General features: G+C 74.8%; 15 protein-coding genes. 10 read left to right on the forward strand and 5 right to left on the reverse strand.

The features are described 5' to 3' along the window. Positions 1–66 precede the first annotated feature (66 nt). On the forward strand, positions 67–510 hold the full coding sequence (locus tag ACZ6J5_RS01170) for a MarR family winged helix-turn-helix transcriptional regulator (protein ID WP_469386412.1): 444 nt from the start codon (positions 67–69) through the stop codon (positions 508–510). Positions 511–536: 26 nt separating this feature from the next. Beyond that, a complete protein-coding gene (locus ACZ6J5_RS01175) occupies positions 537–1,874 on the forward strand; it encodes an MFS transporter (RefSeq protein ID WP_469386414.1) in 1,338 nt (445 codons plus the stop codon). A gap of 177 nt (positions 1,875–2,051) precedes the next feature. Here ACZ6J5_RS01175 and ACZ6J5_RS01180 read toward each other — a convergent pair whose 3' ends face one another. Beyond that, a complete protein-coding gene (locus ACZ6J5_RS01180; protein ID WP_469386416.1) occupies positions 2,052–2,567 on the reverse strand; it encodes a GNAT family N-acetyltransferase in 516 nt (171 codons plus the stop codon). Positions 2,568–2,644: 77 nt separating this feature from the next. Between ACZ6J5_RS01180 and thpR the strand changes: the two genes are divergently transcribed. The 3 genes from thpR (at position 2,645) to ACZ6J5_RS01195 (ending at position 4,952) form a co-directional block, all read left to right on the forward strand. Next, positions 2,645–3,232, forward strand: a complete 588-nt coding sequence (thpR, locus tag ACZ6J5_RS01185; RefSeq protein ID WP_469386418.1) for an RNA 2',3'-cyclic phosphodiesterase — start codon at positions 2,645–2,647, stop codon at positions 3,230–3,232. A 197-nt stretch (positions 3,233–3,429) separates the two neighbouring features. Next, the gene (locus tag ACZ6J5_RS01190) at positions 3,430–4,419 is read left to right on the forward strand and encodes an aldo/keto reductase (RefSeq protein WP_469386420.1); all 990 of its coding nucleotides are present in this window, start codon (positions 3,430–3,432) and stop codon (positions 4,417–4,419) included. Between the two features lie 131 nt (positions 4,420–4,550). Next, entirely contained in the window at positions 4,551–4,952 is a 402-nt protein-coding gene (locus ACZ6J5_RS01195) for a RidA family protein (RefSeq protein ID WP_469386422.1), read from the forward strand. An 8-nt stretch (positions 4,953–4,960) separates the two neighbouring features. On the opposite strand, the gene ACZ6J5_RS01200 is transcribed toward ACZ6J5_RS01195, so the two are convergent. Beyond that, a complete protein-coding gene (locus ACZ6J5_RS01200; protein ID WP_469386424.1) occupies positions 4,961–5,650 on the reverse strand; it encodes a GDSL-type esterase/lipase family protein in 690 nt (229 codons plus the stop codon). Positions 5,651–5,748: 98 nt separating this feature from the next. Between ACZ6J5_RS01200 and ACZ6J5_RS01205 the strand changes: the two genes are divergently transcribed. Next, positions 5,749–6,732: a WD40 repeat domain-containing protein gene (locus ACZ6J5_RS01205; RefSeq protein ID WP_469386426.1), complete on the forward strand. Its 984-nt coding sequence runs from the start codon at positions 5,749–5,751 to the stop codon at positions 6,730–6,732. Positions 6,733–7,117: 385 nt separating this feature from the next. On the opposite strand, the gene serC is transcribed toward ACZ6J5_RS01205, so the two are convergent. Then, positions 7,118–8,236 (reverse strand): phosphoserine transaminase, encoded by a 1,119-nt coding sequence (gene serC / locus ACZ6J5_RS01210; RefSeq protein WP_469386428.1) that lies wholly within the window; start codon positions 8,234–8,236, stop codon positions 7,118–7,120. Between the two features lie 51 nt (positions 8,237–8,287). Here serC and ACZ6J5_RS01215 point away from each other — a divergent pair, with 51 nt between their 5' ends. After that, positions 8,288–11,098 carry an FAD-binding and (Fe-S)-binding domain-containing protein gene (locus tag ACZ6J5_RS01215; RefSeq protein ID WP_469386430.1) on the forward strand — a complete coding sequence of 937 codons (2,811 nt, stop codon included), beginning with the start codon at positions 8,288–8,290 and terminating at the stop codon, positions 11,096–11,098. 151 nt (positions 11,099–11,249) lie between these two features. After that, a complete protein-coding gene (locus ACZ6J5_RS01220; RefSeq protein WP_469386432.1) occupies positions 11,250–12,080 on the forward strand; it encodes a DUF1206 domain-containing protein in 831 nt (276 codons plus the stop codon). Positions 12,081–12,092: 12 nt separating this feature from the next. On the opposite strand, the gene ACZ6J5_RS01225 is transcribed toward ACZ6J5_RS01220, so the two are convergent. After that, positions 12,093–13,001, reverse strand: a complete 909-nt coding sequence (locus ACZ6J5_RS01225; protein ID WP_469386434.1) for a LysR family transcriptional regulator — start codon at positions 12,999–13,001, stop codon at positions 12,093–12,095. 121 nt (positions 13,002–13,122) lie between these two features. Here ACZ6J5_RS01225 and ACZ6J5_RS01230 point away from each other — a divergent pair, with 121 nt between their 5' ends. After that, a complete protein-coding gene (locus ACZ6J5_RS01230; protein WP_469386436.1) occupies positions 13,123–14,079 on the forward strand; it encodes an EamA family transporter in 957 nt (318 codons plus the stop codon). Positions 14,080–14,141: 62 nt separating this feature from the next. Beyond that, positions 14,142–14,333 (forward strand): DUF1272 domain-containing protein, encoded by a 192-nt coding sequence (locus ACZ6J5_RS01235; RefSeq protein ID WP_469386438.1) that lies wholly within the window; start codon positions 14,142–14,144, stop codon positions 14,331–14,333. 82 nt (positions 14,334–14,415) lie between these two features. Here the strand turns inward: ACZ6J5_RS01235 and ACZ6J5_RS01240 are convergent, their stop codons facing one another. Further along, positions 14,416–16,953 carry an FtsX-like permease family protein gene (locus ACZ6J5_RS01240; RefSeq protein ID WP_469386440.1) on the reverse strand — a complete coding sequence of 846 codons (2,538 nt, stop codon included), beginning with the start codon at positions 16,951–16,953 and terminating at the stop codon, positions 14,416–14,418. Positions 16,954–17,180: the final 227 nt, after the last annotated feature.

Consider the following 17,180-nt stretch of genomic DNA (forward strand, 5'->3'; position numbering starts at 1 on the left):
GTGACAGTTGGCGGCTACATGTTTTCGATTGGTATTTAGACAGGGTAATGAGTTACGCTAAGGAACATGCCTGATCTGTACCACGGCACCGCCGACGACGCAGCGGCCGTGAACGCGCTCCGCAGCTCCGTGATGCGGTTGAGCCGACGCCTGAAGCACCAGCGCGTCGACGAGTCGCTGAGCCCCACCGAGATGTCGGTGCTCGGCACCCTGTCGCTCTGCGGCTCGGCCACCCCCGGTGAGCTGGCCCGCAAGGAGCACGTCCAGCCGCCGTCGATGACCCGCATCGTCGCGCTGCTCGAAGCCAAGGGACTGGTCCGGCTGGAGCCGCACCCCGACGACCGCCGGCAGAAGGTGGTCCGCCAGACCGAGCAGGCCGAGGCCATGCTCGACGAGTCCCGCCGCAAGCGGAACGCCTGGCTGGCCGCCCTCGCCGAGGGCCTGGACGAGGACGAATGGGCCAAGCTGCGCGCGGCCGCCCCGGTCCTGGAGAAGCTCGCCCATCTCTGAAACCGCAGCCGAGGAGGCGACGCACTTTGAGCACGGGACCCGGAGCAGACTCCGCACCCGTCCATAAACCCACCCTCAAGACCCGCGGGCGGGGGGAAACCTTCTCCTCGCTCGGCGTCCGCAACTACCGGCTGTTCTTCTCCGGAGCGATCGTCTCCAACACCGGTACGTGGATGGCCCGGATCACCCAGGACTGGCTGGTCCTGAGCCTCACCGGCTCCGCCGCCGCCGTCGGCGTCACCACGGCGATGCAGTTCCTGCCGATGCTGCTGTTCGGCCTCTACGGAGGCGTCATCGCCGACCGCTACCCGAAGCGCCGGCTGCTGATCGTCAGCCAGGCCGCGCTCGGCCTGTGCGGTCTCGCGCTCGCCGTGCTCACCCTCTCCGGCCAGGTCCAGGTCTGGCACGTCTACCTGGTCGCCTTCCTGCTCGGCATGGTCACGGTGGTCGACAACCCGGCCCGGCAGTCCTTCGTCTCCGAGATGGTCGGCCCCGACCGGCTGCGCAACGCGGTCTCGCTGAACTCGGCGAACTTCCAGTCCGCGCGCCTCGTCGGCCCCGCCGTCGCGGGCGTGCTGATCGCCGGTGTCGGCAGCGGCTGGGCCTTCCTGATCAACGGCCTGTCCTTCCTGGCCCCGCTCGTCGCGCTCTGGCTGATGCGGCCGGGCGAGCTGCACAAGGTGGAGCGCGCGCCGCGCGGCAAGGGCCAGCTCCGGGAGGGCCTGCGGTACGTGGCCGGGCGGCCCGACCTGATCTGGCCGATCGTCCTCGTCGGCTTCATCGGCACCTTCGGGTTCAACTTCCCGATCTGGCTGACGGCCTTCTCCAGCGAGGTCTTCCACGTCGGCGCCGGCACGTACGGCTTCCTCAACACCCTGATGGCGGCCGGCTCGCTGGTGGGCGCCCTGCTCGCGGCCCGCCGCGGCTCCACCCGGCTGCGGATGCTGGTGGTCGCGGCGGTCGTCTTCGGCGCCCTGGAGGTCGCGGCGGCGCTGTCGCCCGCGTTCTGGCTGTTCGCGCTGCTCCTCGTGCCGATCGGCATGATCGGCCTCACGGTGAACATCACCGCGAACTCGGCGGTCCAGATGGCCACCGAGCCGGTCATGCGGGGCCGGGTGATGAGCCTCTACATGATGGTGTTCGCCGGCGGCACCCCGATCGGCGCCCCGCTGCTCGGCTGGGTCACCGACACGTACGGCGCGCGGGTCGGCTTCGCGACCGGCGGCCTGGTCTCGCTGGCCTCGGCGGCCGTGATCGGCCTGGTCCTGGCCCGTGTGGGGCGCCTTCGGCTCGCCTGGGGCTGGCACCACGGCCACCCGCAGGTCCGCTTCGTCCCGCGCGAGCGGCTGGCGACGGCGGCGTGACCCCGCGCGCGGGGGCGGTCCCACCGGGACCGGCCCCCGCCGCGCCGGGCGTCGCGGGCGTCGCGGGCGTCGCGGGCGTCGCGGGCAGCCGGGTCGCCTTGGTCGCTTTGGCCGTCCCGGGCGTCCCGACGGCCCCGGCCGCCCCACACGTCCCGATGACCCCGGCCGCCCCACATGTCACACCCGGCGCTCCAGCACCTGACCGGGCCAGTCGCCGACCGTGAACGCCTCCGTACGGGTGAAGCCCTGGCGCTCGTAGTAGGAGACGAGCCGCCCCTCGCTGCCCGCGAAGCAGTCCACGCGGAGCAGCGAGACGCCCCGCCGCCGGGTCTCCTCCGCGGCGTGCGCGAGGAGGGCCGCGCCGACCCCGAGCCCGTGGAAGCGCGCGTCGGTGGCGAGGAAGCGGATGTACGACTCCGGCTCATCGGCGGGCGGCACGTACTCGCCCGGCCGAGGGGTCAGCGTCAGCGTCCCGGCGGGCACCCCGCCCACCTCGGCCAGCCACGGCTCGCCCTCGGCGGCGACCCGCTCGACCAGCGCCACGGTCTTCGGGCGGGCGCTGAACGGCTCGGTGCCCCACTGGGCGGTGATCCCCCTGCCGTTGAGCCAGCTCACGGCGCTGTCGAGGATCCCGAGCATGACGGGGACGTCCGCCGCCCCGCCCTTCCTGATGGTGATCGTCGTGGTGTCCATTCGGGCGAGGCTAGCGGGAAGGGCGCGCCGGGTCTCCCGGCCCGTCGCCGCGTCCCCGGGCCTGCCACACTCGCCGTATGAGGCTCTTCGCCGCCGTCGTGCCGCCCGCCGCGCGGCTCGCCGAGCTCGCCCGCGCGGCCGACCGGCTCGCCGCGCTGCCCGGCGCGGAGCGGCTGCGCTGGACCTCGCGGCCCGGCTGGCACCTCACCCTCGCGTTCATGGGCGAGGTCGACGAGGAGCTGCTGCCCGACCTGCGCGCGCGGCTCGGCCGGGCCGCGCGCCGCACGGAGCCGTTCCCGCTCCGGCTGCACGGCGGCGGGCACTTCGGGCGGGCGGTGCTGTGGACGGGCGTGGCGGGCGGGCTCGACGAGCTGCGGCTGCTGGCCGAGCGCGCGGACGCGGCCGCCCGCCGGGCGGGTGTCGCGATGGACGAGCACCGGCGCTACCAGCCCCATCTGACCCTGGCCCGCTCGCGCACGGACCTCGACCTGCGCCCCTTCACCGAGGCGCTGGACGCCTTCGAGGGGGCCCGCTGGGAGGCCGGCGAGCTGGCCCTGGTGCGCAGCAACCTGCCCGGCGGCGGCACCCCGGGCGAGCGCCCCCGGTACGAGACGGTCGCCACATGGCCCCTGGGCGGCGCGGGGGCGGTGGAGGGGCCGGGTTAATCTCGGGGGGTGGACCCGAAGACCCGTAACCGGATCATGGCCGGCGTGCTCGTACTGATGTTCGCGATCATCGCGGTGGCGTCCGTGGTGAGCTGACCGTGGGCTGACCCCGCCGCGGCGCGCCGCTCCGCCCCGCCGCTCCGCCGTCCCGGAAGGGCCTTGCTTCGAGCGCACTCGAAGGCGTTGGCTTTGTGTCCATGGAGTACACGCAGCTCGGACGCACCGGACTCAAGGTCAGCCGACTCGTCCTCGGCACGATGAACTTCGGCCCGCAGACGGACGAGGCCACCAGTCACTCGATCATGGACGCCGCGCTCGACGCGGGCCTCAACTTCTTCGACACCGCCAACGTCTACGGCTGGGGCGACGACAAGGGCCGCACCGAGGAGATCATCGGCTCCTGGTTCGCCAAGGACCCGGCCCACCGCGAGAAGGTCGTCCTCGCCACCAAGGTCTACGGCAACATGGGCCCCGACGGCCCCGCCTGGCCCAACCACGACAAGCTCTCCGCGGCGAACATCCGCCGCGCCGTCGACGCCAGCCTGAAGCGGCTCGGCACCGACCACATCGACGTCTACCAGTTCCACCACGTCGACCGCCTGACCCCCTTCGAGGAGATCTGGCAGGCCATCGACGTCCTCGTCCAGCAGGGCAAGATCCTGTACGCGGGCTCGTCCAACTTCCCCGGCTACAAGATCGCCCAGGCGAACGAGACCGCCGCCCGGCGCGGCGCGGTCGGCCTGGTCAGCGAGCAGTGCCTCTACAACCTCTACGAGCGGCGCGCCGAGATGGAGGTGATCCCGGCCGCGCAGGAGTACGGCCTCGGCGTCATCCCCTGGTCGCCGCTGCACGGCGGGCTGCTCGGCGGCGTGATCCGCAAGGAGGTCGAGGGCGGCCGACGCGCCACCGGCCGCGCGGCGGAGGTGCTCGCCGACCCGGCGGCGCGGGCCCGCCTCCAGGCGTACGAGGACCTGCTGGCCAAGCACGGCGCGGACCCGGGCGAGACGGCCCTGGCCTGGCTGCTCACCCGCCCCGGGGTGACCGGCCCGATCATCGGCCCGCGCACCCCGGAGCAGCTCCAGGGTGCCCTGCGCGCGCTGGACGCGGAGCTCGGCGAGGAGCTCCTGGCCGGCCTGGACGAGATCTTCCCGGGCCCGGGCCCGTCCCCGGAGGCCTTCGCCTGGTGACCCCGCACGGACGGCCCGCACACCCGGCGGCGGCCGGGCGCGCGGGCCGTCCGCGCGAGGCCGCCCCTCTCTCTGCCCCTCCCTTTCTCCGCCCCCTGACCGCCCCCTGACCGCCCCGTCGAGAGCAGCCGATGAGCACCCTCCCTCGCCTGAACGTCCCCTCCGGCTCTCCGCTGGAGCCCGAGATCGGCTTCTGCCGCGCCGTCCGCAAGGGCGCCCACGTGGCCGTCGCCGGCACCGCGCCGATCGGCCCCGACGGCGGGCTCGCCGGCGCGGGCGACGTATACGCCCAGACCGTGCGCTGCCTGGACATCGCGGAGGCGGCGCTGAAGGAGGCGGGCGCGTCCCTGGCGGACGTGGTCCGCACCCGGATCATGCTCACCGACGTGACGGCCTGGCGGGAGGCGGCCCGCGCCCACGGCGAACGCTTCGGCGGCGTCCGCCCGGTGACGACGTTCGTGGAGGTCTCGCGGTTCATCGACCCGGGCTGGCTGGTCGAGATCGAGGCGGACGCGATCGTGGACGCGCCGTAGGGCCGGTCTCAGCTCCGGTCGGCCCGGTACGGCCCGCCCAGCCCCCACGCCTGGTGCATCGCGTCGGCGAAGGCCGCCGCCAGCTTGTGCTCGCCGGTGGGGCCCGGGTGGGTGCCGTCGTAGGTGTCGGCGCGGAGCTCGTACGACTCCGGGACCGAGCCGAGCAGCAGCGGCGAGCCCGCCGCGTCCAGGTCGGCGACGGTCTTCGCGAGCAGCTCGTTGAAGCGAGCGCACTCGGCGGCGAAGGCCGGCTCCTCCTCGGCCCGCACGTTCGGGATGACCGGCAGCAGCACGGCCCGGACGCAGGGGTTCGCCGCGCGGGCGGCGGCCAGGAAGACGCGGACGTTCTCCGTCGTCTGGTCGCTGTTCGTGTAGAAGCCGAGGTCGATCAGGCCCAGCGAGACGAGCAGCACGTCCGCGCCGGTCGCCGTGACCGTCGGGCCGATCAGCGGCGCCATGTGCAGCCAGCCCTCGCCCCAGCCGGCCAGATGGCGGCGGGCCGGGGCGGGGAAGCCGGGGTCGGCGTAGGTCTCCGAGACGGGCGCGTCGGCGCCGGGCTCGTACAGCGCGGTGCGCGGGCCGACGATCTCGTACGCCCCGGGGAGCACCGACTCCAGGTGCCGCCACATGCGGTAGCGCCAGGTGAAGTCGCCGGCGCGTCCGATGGTCATGCTGTCGCCGACGAACAGAAAACGCATGGCGACCATCATCACCGACCCCGCCCGGCCCCTGCGACGTGATCCCCGCCACCCGGATCCCCCGGCCGGGCCGCGGTGCCCGTGGCAGGCTGGAGTCCATGCGACCTGCTCTGTGCGCCCTGGGAACGGCGGCCCTCGTCCTGCTCTCGGCGGTCCCCGCCGCCGCGGCGGACCCCGACCGGGGCTTCACCATCGAGGACCCGAGGATCACCGAGTCCAGCGGTCTCGCCGCCAGCCGCGCCCACCCGGGGATCTACTGGACGCACAACGACCAGGACGCGCCGCTGATCTACGGCGTGGACTCGCGCACCGGCGAGACGGTCGCGACCCTCACCATGAAGGGCGTCGGCACCCCGCGCGACATGGAGGCCATCTCGGTCGGCCCGGACGGCGACATCTACGTGGGCGACATCGGCGACAACCTGAACGGCTCCTGGGACCACGTCTGGATCTACCGCTTCCCCGAGCCGAAGGAGCTGAAGGACCAGACCGTCCGGGCCGTCCAGTACGACGTGAAGTACGCCGACGGGGCCCGCGACGCCGAGGCCCTGATGGTCCATCCGAAGACCGGCCGGGTCTACATCGCCAGCAAGAACAAGAACGGCGGCGGCCTCTACCAGGGCCCCGAGCACCTCAGCACCTCCGGCACCAACGTCTTCCGCCGCGTCGGCGAGGTCCCCTGGGTGACCGACGGAGCCTTCTCCCCGTCCGGCGACCGGCTGCTGCTGCGGGGCTATCTGCTGGCCGAGGAGTACGTCTGGAAGCACGGCCGGACCGAGGGCCCCGGCATCTCGGTCGGCGCCCCCTTCCAGGGGCAGGCCGAGTCGGCGACGTACACCCCGGACGGCTCGGCCTTTTTGTTCGGCTCGGAGGGGAAGAAAAGCCGGGTGATCCGGGTGGAGCGGCAGGGCGGCGGGACGGACGCGTCCGGAAAGCCGTCCGGGGTCCCGGGCGGTTCGCCCGAGACCCCGTCGGCCGCCCCCGCGCAGGGCGGGAAGGGCAACGTCACGGTCGGCTTCCTCGTCCTGGCCGGCGCCACCGTCCTCGTGCTCGGCGCCAAGCGCCTGTTCCGGCGCGGCTGATCAGGGGCGGCCGGTCAGGCGCGGCCGGTCAGCAGGGGCTCACGTACCAGACCCACCGCCAGTCGGCGTGGGGGTCGTAGCTGAGCCCGCCGTCCGAGACCCAGCGGACGACCTTGTCCGAGCTGTAGAACCGCGCGTAGCGGGTCGAGCGCTGGCTGTTGATCCACGAGCCCGTGCCAGGTAGCCGTCGACCCGCCGTTGCAGGCTCCTGGCCCCGGCGGCGTCCAGCCCGGCGCGCCGGGCCTGCGCCGAGAAGTCCGCGCGGGACCCGCTGTGCGGGGAGCGCGGGTCTTCCGGACGCGCCGAGGGCCCGGCGGCCGGTCGGATGCGACCGGCCGCCGGGCCCTCGGTTTCTCGGCCCTTCGGCCCCTCGGGACGGGTCCCGTTACAGCTTCTCGATGACGTAGTCGACGCACGCCGTCAGGGCGCGCACGTCCGACGGGTCGATCGCCGGGAACATCGCGATGCGCAGCTGGTTGCGGCCCAGCTTGCGGTACGGCTCGGTGTCGACGATGCCGTTGGCGCGCAGCACCTTGGCGACGGCCGCCGCGTCGACCTCGTCCGCGAAGTCGATCGTGCCGATGACCTGCGAGCGCTTCGCCGCGTCCGTGACGAACGGGCTCGCGTACTTCGACTCCTCGGCCCAGCCGTACAGCGCGTCCGAGGACTCCTTCGTCCGGGCCACGGCCCAGTCCAGACCGCCCTGGCCGTTGATCCACTTCAGCTGCTCGTTGAGCAGGAACAGGGTGGCCAGCGCCGGGGTGTTGTACGTCTGGTTCTTCAGCGAGTTGTCGATCGCGGTCGGCAGGCTGAAGAACTCGGGGATGTGCCGCCCCGAGGCGTGGATCCGCTGCGCACGCTCCAGGGCCGCCGGCGAGAACGCCGCCAGCCACAGGCCGCCGTCGGCGGCGAAGGACTTCTGCGGGGCGAAGTAGTAGACGTCGGTCTCCGTGATGTCCACGGGCAGACCGCCCGCCCCGGAGGTCGCGTCGACCAGCACCAGCGCGCCCTCGTCGGCGCCCGCGACCCGCTTCAGCGGGGCGGCGACACCGGTCGAGGTCTCGTTGTGGGTGTAGGCGTAGACGTCCACACCCGCCTCGGCCACCGGCTCCGGGTGGGTGCCCGGGTCGGCGGAGATCACGGTCGGCTCGGCCAGCCAGGGGGCCAGCTTCGCGGCCTTCGCGAACTTGGAGGAGAACTCGCCGAAGGTGAGGTGCTGCGACCGGTTCTCGATCAGACCGTGGGTCGCGACGTCCCAGAAGGCGGTCGATCCGCCGTTGCCCAGGATCACCTCGTAGCCCTCGGGCAGCGAGAAGAGGTCACTGATGCCGGTACGCACCTCGCCGACCAGGTCCTTGACCCGGGGCTGGCGGTGGGAGGTACCGAGGTAGGAGGTGCCGGTGGCGGCCAGGGCGTCCAGCGCCTCCGTACGCACCTTGGAGGGGCCCGCGCCGAAACGGCCATCGGCGGGCTTGATGTCAGCGGGAATCTGGATATCGGCCACGAGGCGGAGCGTATCGGGTCGGTGCGGGCGCGGTTGCGGCATGTCCGCCCGATGAGACAAGGACTGAGACATCCTGGAGTGGTGGGATCACACCAGTACGCCACGGTGGAACTGGCGCGGACGCTGCGCGCCGAGCTCGCCGGCGATGTCGACTTCTCGGCCACCGCCCGCGCCCTGACCTCGATGGACGCCTCGAACTACCGCCGGGTGCCGCTCGGCGTCGTCGCCCCCAGGGACGCCGACGACGTGGCCGCCGCGCTCGCCGTCTGCCGCGCCTTCGGGGTGCCCGTCGTCCCCCGGGGCGGGGGCACCTCCATCGCCGGACAGGCCACCGGAACGGGTGTCGTGCTCGACCTCACACGGCACCTGCGCTCCCTCGTCGCCCTCGACCCGGAGGCCCGCACCGCCGTCGTCCAGCCCGGCATCGTGCTCGACCGGCTGCGCGAGGCGGCCCGCCCGCACGGCCTCACCTTCGGCCCCGACCCGTCCACCCACGGCCGCTGCACCCTCGGCGGGATGATCGGCAACAACGCCTGCGGCTCCCACTCGGTCGCCTGGGGCACCACCGCCGACAACGTGCGCGGGCTCGACGTCGTCACCTACGGCGGCGACCGGCTGCGGGCGGGCCGCGACGGGGCGGGGGCGCCCGCCGGGCTGCGCGAGCTCGTCGCCCGCAACCTGGCGGCGCTGCGCACCGGCTACCCCGAGGGACTGCCCCGGCGCATCTCCGGCTACGCCCTGGACGCGCTGCTGCCGGAGCGGGGCGCCGACGTGGCCCGCTTCCTCTGCGGCAGCGAGGGCACGCTGGGCGTGGTGACGGAGGCCGAGCTGCGGTTGGTTCCGCTCCCTGCGGAACCAACCCTGGTGGTCCTCGGCTACCCCGACGAGGGCGCGGCGGCCGACGCGGCGGCCGGGCTGCTGCCGCTCGGGCCGCTGACCGTCGAGGGGATGGCCGCCGACCTGGTCCGCGATCCCGGCGCGGCGGCCGGCCTGCCGAGGGGCGGCGCCTGGCTGTTCGTGGAGACCGACGGCGCCGGGGCCGCCGAGGCCCTGGTGCGGGCGGCCGACGCCCTCGACGCGCTGGTCGTCGCCGACCCGGCCGGGCAGCGCGCGCTGTGGCGGATCCGGGAGGACGCCGCCGGGACCGCGACCCGGCTGCCCGGCGGCGGGGAGGCGTGGCCCGGCTGGGAGGACTGCGCCGTGCCGCCGGCCCGGCTCGGCGCGTATCTGCGTTCGTTCCGCTCGCTGCTGAAGGAATTCGGGCTCCGGGGCGTCCCGTACGGGCACTTCGGCGACGGCTGCGTGCACGTCCGTATCGACTTCGACCTCTCCACCGAGCCCGGGGTGCGGCACTTCCGCCGCTTCTCCGAGGCGGTGGCCGGCCTCGTCGTCGCCCACGGCGGCTCCCTCTCCGGCGAGCACGGCGACGGCAAGGCGCGGGCCGAACTGCTCCCGCGCATGTACGGGGACGAGCTCGTCCGCCTGTTCGGCGAGGTCAAGGACCTGTGGGACCCGGCGGGCGGCCTCAACCCGGGGATGCTGGTCCGCCCCGAGCCGCTCGACTCCGGGCTGCGCTTCGCGAACCTGCCCGTGGTGGGCCTCGGACGGGAGGCCGCCCGCTGCGTGGGCGTCGCCAAGTGCCGTACCACGGGCCCGGATTCCGGGCCCGGCGTGATGTGCCCGTCCTACCGGGCGACCGGCGAGGAGCGGCACTCCACGCGCGGCCGGGCCCGGCTGCTGCACGAGATGGCGCTGGGCGAGATCATCACGGACGGCGCCCGCTCGGCGGAGGTCCGCGAGGCGCTCGACCTGTGCCTGTCCTGCAAGGGCTGCCACAGCGACTGCCCGGCCGGTGTCGACATGGCCACGTACAAGGCCCGCTTCCTGGACGGGCACTACGCAGGGCGCCCCTGGGCGCGTCCCCGCGCGCACTGGACCATGGGCGGACTGCCGCGCCTCCTCGACCACTTCGGCCCGGCGCTGAACGCGGCGGCCCGGCTGCCGTTCGCGGCCCGGCTCGCGGGCGTCAGCCCGGAGCGGCCGCTGCCGAGGGTGGCGGGGGAGACCTTCACCGCCTGGTTCGCCGAACGCGCCTCGGACCGGCCGCCCGCCCTCACCCTGTGGCCCGACACCTTCACGGACCACCTCGCCCCCGAGGCGGGCCGGGCCGCCGTCCGCGTCCTGGAGGACGCGGGCCTGGGCGTCGCGCTGCCCCCTGGACGGGTCTGCTGCGGCCTCACCTACCAGTCGACGGGCCGCCTGGACGCGGCCCGCAAGGTGCTGCGCCGCACCCTCGACGTCCTGACGGAGGACCCGTCCGGCACGGGCGAGGCCCTCGCCCTCGCCGTCCCCGGCCCCCTCGTCGTCCTGGAGCCCTCCTGCGCGGCGGCCCTCCGCGCGGACCTGCCCGCCCTCCTCCCCGAGGACCCGCGCGCCGCCCTCCTCGCCGGCTCCGTGCGCACCTTCGCCGAGGCGCTGGAGGAGCTGGCGCCGGACTGGTCCCCGCCCCGGATCGACCGCCCGGTCACCGGCCAGACCCACTGCCACCAGCACGCGGTGCTGGGCGACGCGGCCGACCGCAGGCTGCGCGCCCGCGCGGGCCTGACCGGTGAACCGGTGGGCGGCTGCTGCGGACTCGCGGGGAACTTCGGCTTCGAGCCGGGCCACGAGCGGGTCTCCGCCGCCTGCGCCGAGGACCGGCTGCTGCCCGCCCTGCGCGCCGCCGACCCGCACGCGGTGGTCCTCGCGGACGGCTTCTCCTGCCGCACCCAGATCGCCCACACCGCCCCGGACCGCCCCGCCCGGCACACGGCGGAGATCCTGGCCGAGGCACTGGAGGAGCGGGGGCCGGGCGCTTCCTAGGGCCTGTCGTCAAAGTCGCGTCGCCGCCCGGGAGTTTGACGACAGGTCCTAGAGGGCCGGACCGACGCGAGGGCGGTCGCGCCGCCCGCCGTCTGATTCGAGGCGGCCGGCCGGGGCATACGAGGAGCCCGGACGAAGGGGAGGATCTGGCATGACCACAACCGGTTCGTCGTGGACCGCCGCGAGGCGCGTGGCACGGGGGGACGTCATACGTACGGGTGCCCGGGCGGGTTTCGTGGCGCGCGGTGTGCTGTACCTGCTCGTCGGCGTCCTGGCCGTACGCATAGGTCTGACGGGCACGAACGAGCAGGCCGACCGGGGCGGGGCCCTCTCCGAAGTCGCCGCGAGGCCCTTCGGGGCCGGGCTGCTGTGGGCGCTGGGCGTCGGACTCGCCGGGATGGCGGTGTGGCGGCTCTCCGAGGCGCTGTTCGGCTTGGCGGGGCCCAAGGGCGACAGCGCGGGCAAGCGCGCCCTGTCCGGCGCGCGGTTCGTGTTCTACGGGGTCTCCTCGTTCCTCGTCCTGGCCTTCGCGGCCGGGTACCGGGGCAGCGGGGCCGGCTCCACCGACCGGCAGAGCCGGGACATCACCGGACGCCTTCTCGCTCTGCCCGGCGGGCAGTGGTGGGTGGGCGCCGCGGCCGCGGGGTTTCTCGGCGCGGGCTTGTGGATCGCGGGCCGGGCGGCCCTGCGCGCCTACCGCGAGCACCTCACCTGGGGCCGGATGACGAAGCCCCAGCGGCGGTTCATGGACGTGGCGGGCATCGGAGGAGGGGTGGGACGCGGGCTCGTCTTCGGCGCGGTGGGCTACTTCGGCACGCGGGCGGCGGTCACCTTCGACCCGAAGGAGTCCAAGGGCATGGACGACGCCATCCGCTCCTTCGCCCAGACGCCCGCGGGGCCGTGGCTCCTGGTCGCCGTGGCCGTCGGGCTCGTCCTCTTCGGTGTGTTCTCCTTCGGTCAGGCCAAGTGGCGGGACGTCTGAGCCCGCCGCGCTTCACGTGGTCTTCGCGCCGCTCGCGATCTCCCGGGCCAGTGCGGCCAGTTGGGGCACCGCCGGGTGCCGGTCGGCCGTGCGCCAGGCCAGCAGGACGGGTACGGGCGGGGCGTCCGTGAGGGGGCGGTAGACGACGCCGGGGTGCGGGTGGAGGGCGGCCGTCGAGGCGGCGGTCACGCCGATGCCCCGGGCGGCGGCGATGGCGCCGAGCCAGTCGTCGGTGTTGGCGACGGTCACGGTGGTGCGGGGCCGGGCGGCGGCGGGCCACAGGGCGAGGGTGGTGGTGCCGGAGACCGGGTTCAGGACCGCCGTCTCGGGGGCCAGGTCGCCGAGGGTCAGCGACGGGCGCGCGGCCAGCGGGCCGTCCGCCGGGACCGCCGCCACCCGCGCCTCGGTGAGCAGCTCCTCGGTGGCGAGCCCCGCCGCCTCCACCGGCCCGCGCAGCAGCGCCGCGTCGACCTCGCCGCGCAGCAGTCCGGCGGTGCGGTCGTCGATCCGGCGCAGTTCGAGCGGGGTGTCCGGGTGCTCGGCCCGCCAGCGGCGCAGCAGCGGGGTGGTGTACGGGCCGAAGGCCGACCAGGCGTGGCCCAGGCGCAGCGGGCGGTGCCGCAGCGGCTCCGGGTCGACGGCCGCGTCGAAGGCGGCGACGGCGGCGACGGCCCGGTCGTGGAAGGCGCGGCCCTCGGGGGTGAGGGCCAGATGGTGGGTGCTGCGGTCGACGAGCCGGGCGCCCAGGTGGCGTTCCAGGGCGGCGAGGGTGCGGGAGACGGCCGGCTGGGTGAGGTGGAGGCGGGTGGCCGCGCGGGTGAGGGTGCCTTCCTCCGCGATCGCGAGGAAGCAGCGGAGGTGGCGGAGCTCGATGGTCGTGCGGCTCATGTCTTCGGAGCATAACCACAGATCAATCGGCATTTCACATGCCGCGCGGGGGCTCTTAGCGTGAAGGTTGGAGCCTTGGGGGGCAGTCTATTACTCTGGACTGGTGGGTTCAGCGTAGTGAACTCTCGATCTCGGTTCGTTAAGGAGTGCGCCGGTGGACAGCCCGGTCAAGGAGACAGTCGCCGTATCCACCGCCGTGCCCGAGGGCGCCCCCGCCGGCGCGTTCCGGGCGTCCCGGCCGCCCCGCCCCTCCCGGGCCACCCGGCTCGGGCCCGTCGCGCTCGTCGTCGCGGGCGGGCTCTCCGTACAGTTCGGCTCCGCCGTCGCCGTGCTGCTCATGCCCCGGGCCGGCGCCCTCGGCGTCGTCACCCTGCGGCTCGTGCTCGCCGCCGCCGTCCTGCTGCTGGTCTGCCGTCCCAAGGTCCGCGGCTACAGCCGCGCCGACTGGGGCACCGTGGTCGCCTTCGGCACCGCTATGTCCGGCATGAACATCCTGTTCTACCTGGCCCTCGACCGGATCCCGCTCGGCGCCGCCGTCACCCTCGAAGTGCTCGGCCCGCTCACCCTCTCCGTCATCGCCTCCCGCCGCCTGTCCAACCTGCTCTGGGCGGGCCTCGCCCTCGCCGGCGTCGTCCTGCTCAGCGGCGGCGGCTTCGACCGGCTCGACCCCGCGGGGGCGGGCTTCGCGCTCGCGGCCGGCGCCATGTGGGCCGCGTACATCGTCTTCAGCGCCCGCACCGGCCGCCGTTTCCCGCAGGCCGACGGGCTGGCGCTCGCGATGGCGTTCGGCGCGGTGATCAGCCTGCCGTTCGGCATCGTCGAGGCCGGCGACCGGCTCCTCGTACCGTCCACCATCGGACTCGGCCTCGCCGTCGCCCTGATGTCCTCGGTCCTCCCGTACACCCTGGAACTGCTCGCCCTGCGCCGGCTGCCCGCGCCGACCTTCGCCATCCTCATGAGCCTGGAACCGGCCATCGCCGCCACCGCCGGCTTCCTCGTCCTCCACCAGGCCCTCGGCGTGACGGACGCGCTCGCCATCGCCCTCGTCATCGCGGCGAGCATGGGCGCGGTCCGCACCCAGGTGAAGCGGGCGGCCGGCGGACCGGCCTGATCCTGTCGACGTCTGGCCCGAGGGCGGTTTCCCGCCCGGGGCCCGCTCCGCAGGATGGGGGCATGGCTCTGGACATGCGCGAGATCTGCGAACGCTGCGGGACGACCCCCCTCACCCCCGGGGGCCCCGCCCGCATCTGCACCTACGAGTGCACCTTCTGCGTGCCGTGCGCGGACGCGATGGGGCACGCCTGCCCCAACTGCGGCGGCGAACTGGTGGCCCGGCCCCGCCGGGGCCCGGCCGCCGCCGTCTGAGGCCCGGGGGCGCTGCGGCCGGGCCCCCGCGGCTAAGGTCCCCCGAGGCCGCGGCCCCCGAGGCTGCGGCCCCCCGAGGCCGCTACTCCGCCCGCAGCGCGTCCACCACGCCCATCCGCCGCACCCGCCGGGCCGGCAGCACCGAGGCCGCGATACCCGTGAGGACCGTGGCCGCCAGGATGCCGAGGACCGTCAGGACCGTGCCGCCGGAAGAGGCGAGGAGCTGGAGCGGGGAGACCCGGTCGCTCATCACCGAGCGGGCCGCGAGCGAACCGTAGACCACGCCCAGGGCCGTTCCCGCGACGGCGCCGGACAGGGCGAGCAGCACCGACTCCAGGGTCACCATCCGGCGGAGCTGGTCGCCCGCGAGGCCGATCGCGCGGAGCATCCCGAACTCGCGGGTGCGCTCCTCCACCGTCAGCATCAGGGTGGCCGCCACGCCCAGCGCGGCGATGCACATCGAGAAGCCGAGCAGCACCGTCACCACCAGCATCATCCGGTCCAGCATCGTGCGGACCATGACGGCGTCGGAGCCGGTGTCCGCGATGCGGATGCCGGGGTACGCGGTGAGCGCGCGGTCCACGGCGGTGCGGGCCTCGTCGTGGCCGGTGCCCTCGGCCGGGTTCACCAGGACCGTCGACAGGCGGGCCGCCGAGCCGGGGGCGAGCCGGTCGAAGGTGGCGCCGTTCACGTACGCGGTGGCCTCCGGGAAGAGCGAGACCGCCAGCATCGAGCCGTTCTCGCCGACACCGGTCAGGCGGGTGCCGGCCGTGGCCGTACCGCCCGTCACGGTGAGAGGCCCCGGGCCGCCGAGCGTCAGCGCCTGTCCGTCCTCAAGGCCGCGCGCCGCGGCCACGCCCTCCGCGCCGGGGCTGAGGCCGGCCGGGTCCGCCGTGGCGACGACGGTCCGCTTCCCGTCGACCGTCAGGACGGCCGTACGGACCGGGGTGACCGTCAGGCCGGGCGCGGCCCGCAGGGCCGTGAGCGCGCCGGCCGGGATCCGCTGGTCGTCGGAGTCCAGCGCGAAGACGGCGGGCGTCCGCCCGGCCAGCATCTCCTCCAGGCCGCCCTTGGTGACGCCGATCGCGGTCACCGCCGACACCGCCACCGTCACGCCGACCAGCATCGCGGACGCGGCGGCGCCGGTGCGGGCCGCGTTGGCGCGCAGCTGCTGCACGGAGAGGCGGCCGACGGTGCCGAAGGGGCGGCGCAGGGCGAGCCCGATCAGGGCGACGACCGGCGGCAGCACGTACCGCGCGTACCGCAGGACCGCGAAGAAGGTGAGGATCGAGCCGGTGGTGACCGCGAGCAGGGCCAGCGGCGAGCCGCCGAGGGCGCCGAGCGCGAGGAGGCCCGCGCCGGAGACCAGCATGAGCAGCGAGACGGCCTCGCGCACGGCGCGGCTGCCGGGCTCGGGCAGCGCCGCCGCGCCGCTGGCGGCGAGGGCGGCGACGGGCGGGACGGCGGAGGCGGCCTTCGCGGGCTTGCGGACCGCCCAGAAGGTGAGCAGCACGCCGAACAGCCCGCCCAGGATGAAGGTCCAGCGGCCCGGCATCAGGGTCAGCTTTACGGGCCCGAGGTCGGCGAGTCCGTTGAGGGCGAGGGTGCCGAGGGCGCAGGCGGCGGCGCCCGCCGCGAGTCCGGTGGCGGAGGCGAGCACGCCGAGCATCAGGCCCTGGCGGCGGATGATCCTGCGGAGCTGTTCGCGGCCGGCGCCGACGCAGCGCAGCAGGGCGAGCTGACGGGCGCGCTGGGCGAGGACGACGGAGAAGGTGTTGGTGACGACCATCCGCGCCACCGCCATGGCGATGAGGACGAAGGAGAGCGCGGCGACGAGCACCACCGCGTACATCGACCCGCCGCTCCGCTTGGCCTCCTCGACCGCCCCGGCGTGGGTGCGGGCGGTGATCTCGCCGCCGAGCGCCTTCTTGGCCGCCTCGGCGACGGCGAGCGGCTCGGCGCCGGGGCGCGGGCTCAGGTCGAGGTGGGTGGCGCGCAGCCCGGTGGCGTACGTCGCGGCCTCGGCGTACGGGACGCCGATCGCGGGCTGGGAGCCGAGGGCTTGGGAGGCGGAGGTGTCGAGGAGGCCGGTCAGGCGCGCCTCGGCGGTGCCGCCGGCGGCCTTGGTGACGCGGACGGTGCCGCCGATCGCGGCGCCCGCCCGGGACGCGCTGGTCCGGTCGAGGACGATCTCGCCGGGGCGTTCGGGCCAGCGTCCGGAGTCGAGGCGCTGCCAGCGCAGGGCGGGGTCGGCGGCGATGGAGGTGACCAGGGCCCGGTCGTCGAGCGGGCGGCCGGTGGGGGTGAGCACGTTGGCGTGCCCGACGAGGCGTTCGGCGACCCCGGCGACCTGCGGCAGCTTCGCCGCGCGGGCGGCGGCGCCGGCGGGCAGCGGGGCGCCGTCGCGGCCGGTGACCAGGACGGGCGCGGTGCCGACGTCGGCCGCCGCCGACTGCTCGTAGGACTGGACGAGCGCCCCGGCCCCGCCGACCGACAGGACCAGGAAGGCGACGCCGACGGCGACGGCGGCGCCGGTGAGCACGAGCTGGCGCAGCTGGGCCCGGAAGTCCTTGACGGTGAAGCCCAGCAGCGGGGCGGGGCGGGAGGAAGGCGACGACATGCCTCCACGCTAGGAGCCGGGAGGGGGCGTTCTCGGCCCCGCGAGGCAGGATTCGAGGTCATCCGGGAGTCGTCGGCGAAGCCCCCGGAGTGTCCGTCCGGAGGATGACACGGCCTCGTCCGAAAATCATGCAAGCGTGCTTGATTGTTTCCTGGGGCGCTGCCATGCTCCTCGCGACGCACTTGTACGACGTGCCTGTGCGACGTGCCTGTGCGACGTGCCGTACG

It is taken from the genome of Streptomyces sp. NPDC042100 (genome assembly GCF_055582325.1).

Excerpts from the sequence above, each read along its gene's own strand:
- ACZ6J5_RS01170 (WP_469386412.1), top strand. The coding sequence starts at position 67 with ATGCCTGATCTGTACCACGGCACCGCCGACGACGCAGCGGCCGTGAAC.
- ACZ6J5_RS01180 (WP_469386416.1), bottom strand. The coding sequence starts at position 2,567 with ATGGACACCACGACGATCACCATCAGGAAGGGCGGGGCGGCGGACGTC.
- thpR (WP_469386418.1), top strand. The coding sequence starts at position 2,645 with ATGAGGCTCTTCGCCGCCGTCGTGCCGCCCGCCGCGCGGCTCGCCGAG.
- ACZ6J5_RS01190 (WP_469386420.1), top strand. The coding sequence starts at position 3,430 with ATGGAGTACACGCAGCTCGGACGCACCGGACTCAAGGTCAGCCGACTC.
- ACZ6J5_RS01195 (WP_469386422.1), top strand. The coding sequence starts at position 4,551 with ATGAGCACCCTCCCTCGCCTGAACGTCCCCTCCGGCTCTCCGCTGGAG.
- ACZ6J5_RS01200 (WP_469386424.1), bottom strand. The coding sequence starts at position 5,650 with ATGCGTTTTCTGTTCGTCGGCGACAGCATGACCATCGGACGCGCCGGC.
- ACZ6J5_RS01205 (WP_469386426.1), top strand. The coding sequence starts at position 5,749 with ATGCGACCTGCTCTGTGCGCCCTGGGAACGGCGGCCCTCGTCCTGCTC.
- ACZ6J5_RS01215 (WP_469386430.1), top strand. The coding sequence starts at position 8,288 with ATGAGACAAGGACTGAGACATCCTGGAGTGGTGGGATCACACCAGTAC.
- ACZ6J5_RS01220 (WP_469386432.1), top strand. The coding sequence starts at position 11,250 with ATGACCACAACCGGTTCGTCGTGGACCGCCGCGAGGCGCGTGGCACGG.
- ACZ6J5_RS01225 (WP_469386434.1), bottom strand. The coding sequence starts at position 13,001 with ATGCCGATTGATCTGTGGTTATGCTCCGAAGACATGAGCCGCACGACC.
- ACZ6J5_RS01235 (WP_469386438.1), top strand. The coding sequence starts at position 14,142 with ATGGCTCTGGACATGCGCGAGATCTGCGAACGCTGCGGGACGACCCCC.
- ACZ6J5_RS01240 (WP_469386440.1), bottom strand. The coding sequence starts at position 16,953 with ATGTCGTCGCCTTCCTCCCGCCCCGCCCCGCTGCTGGGCTTCACCGTC.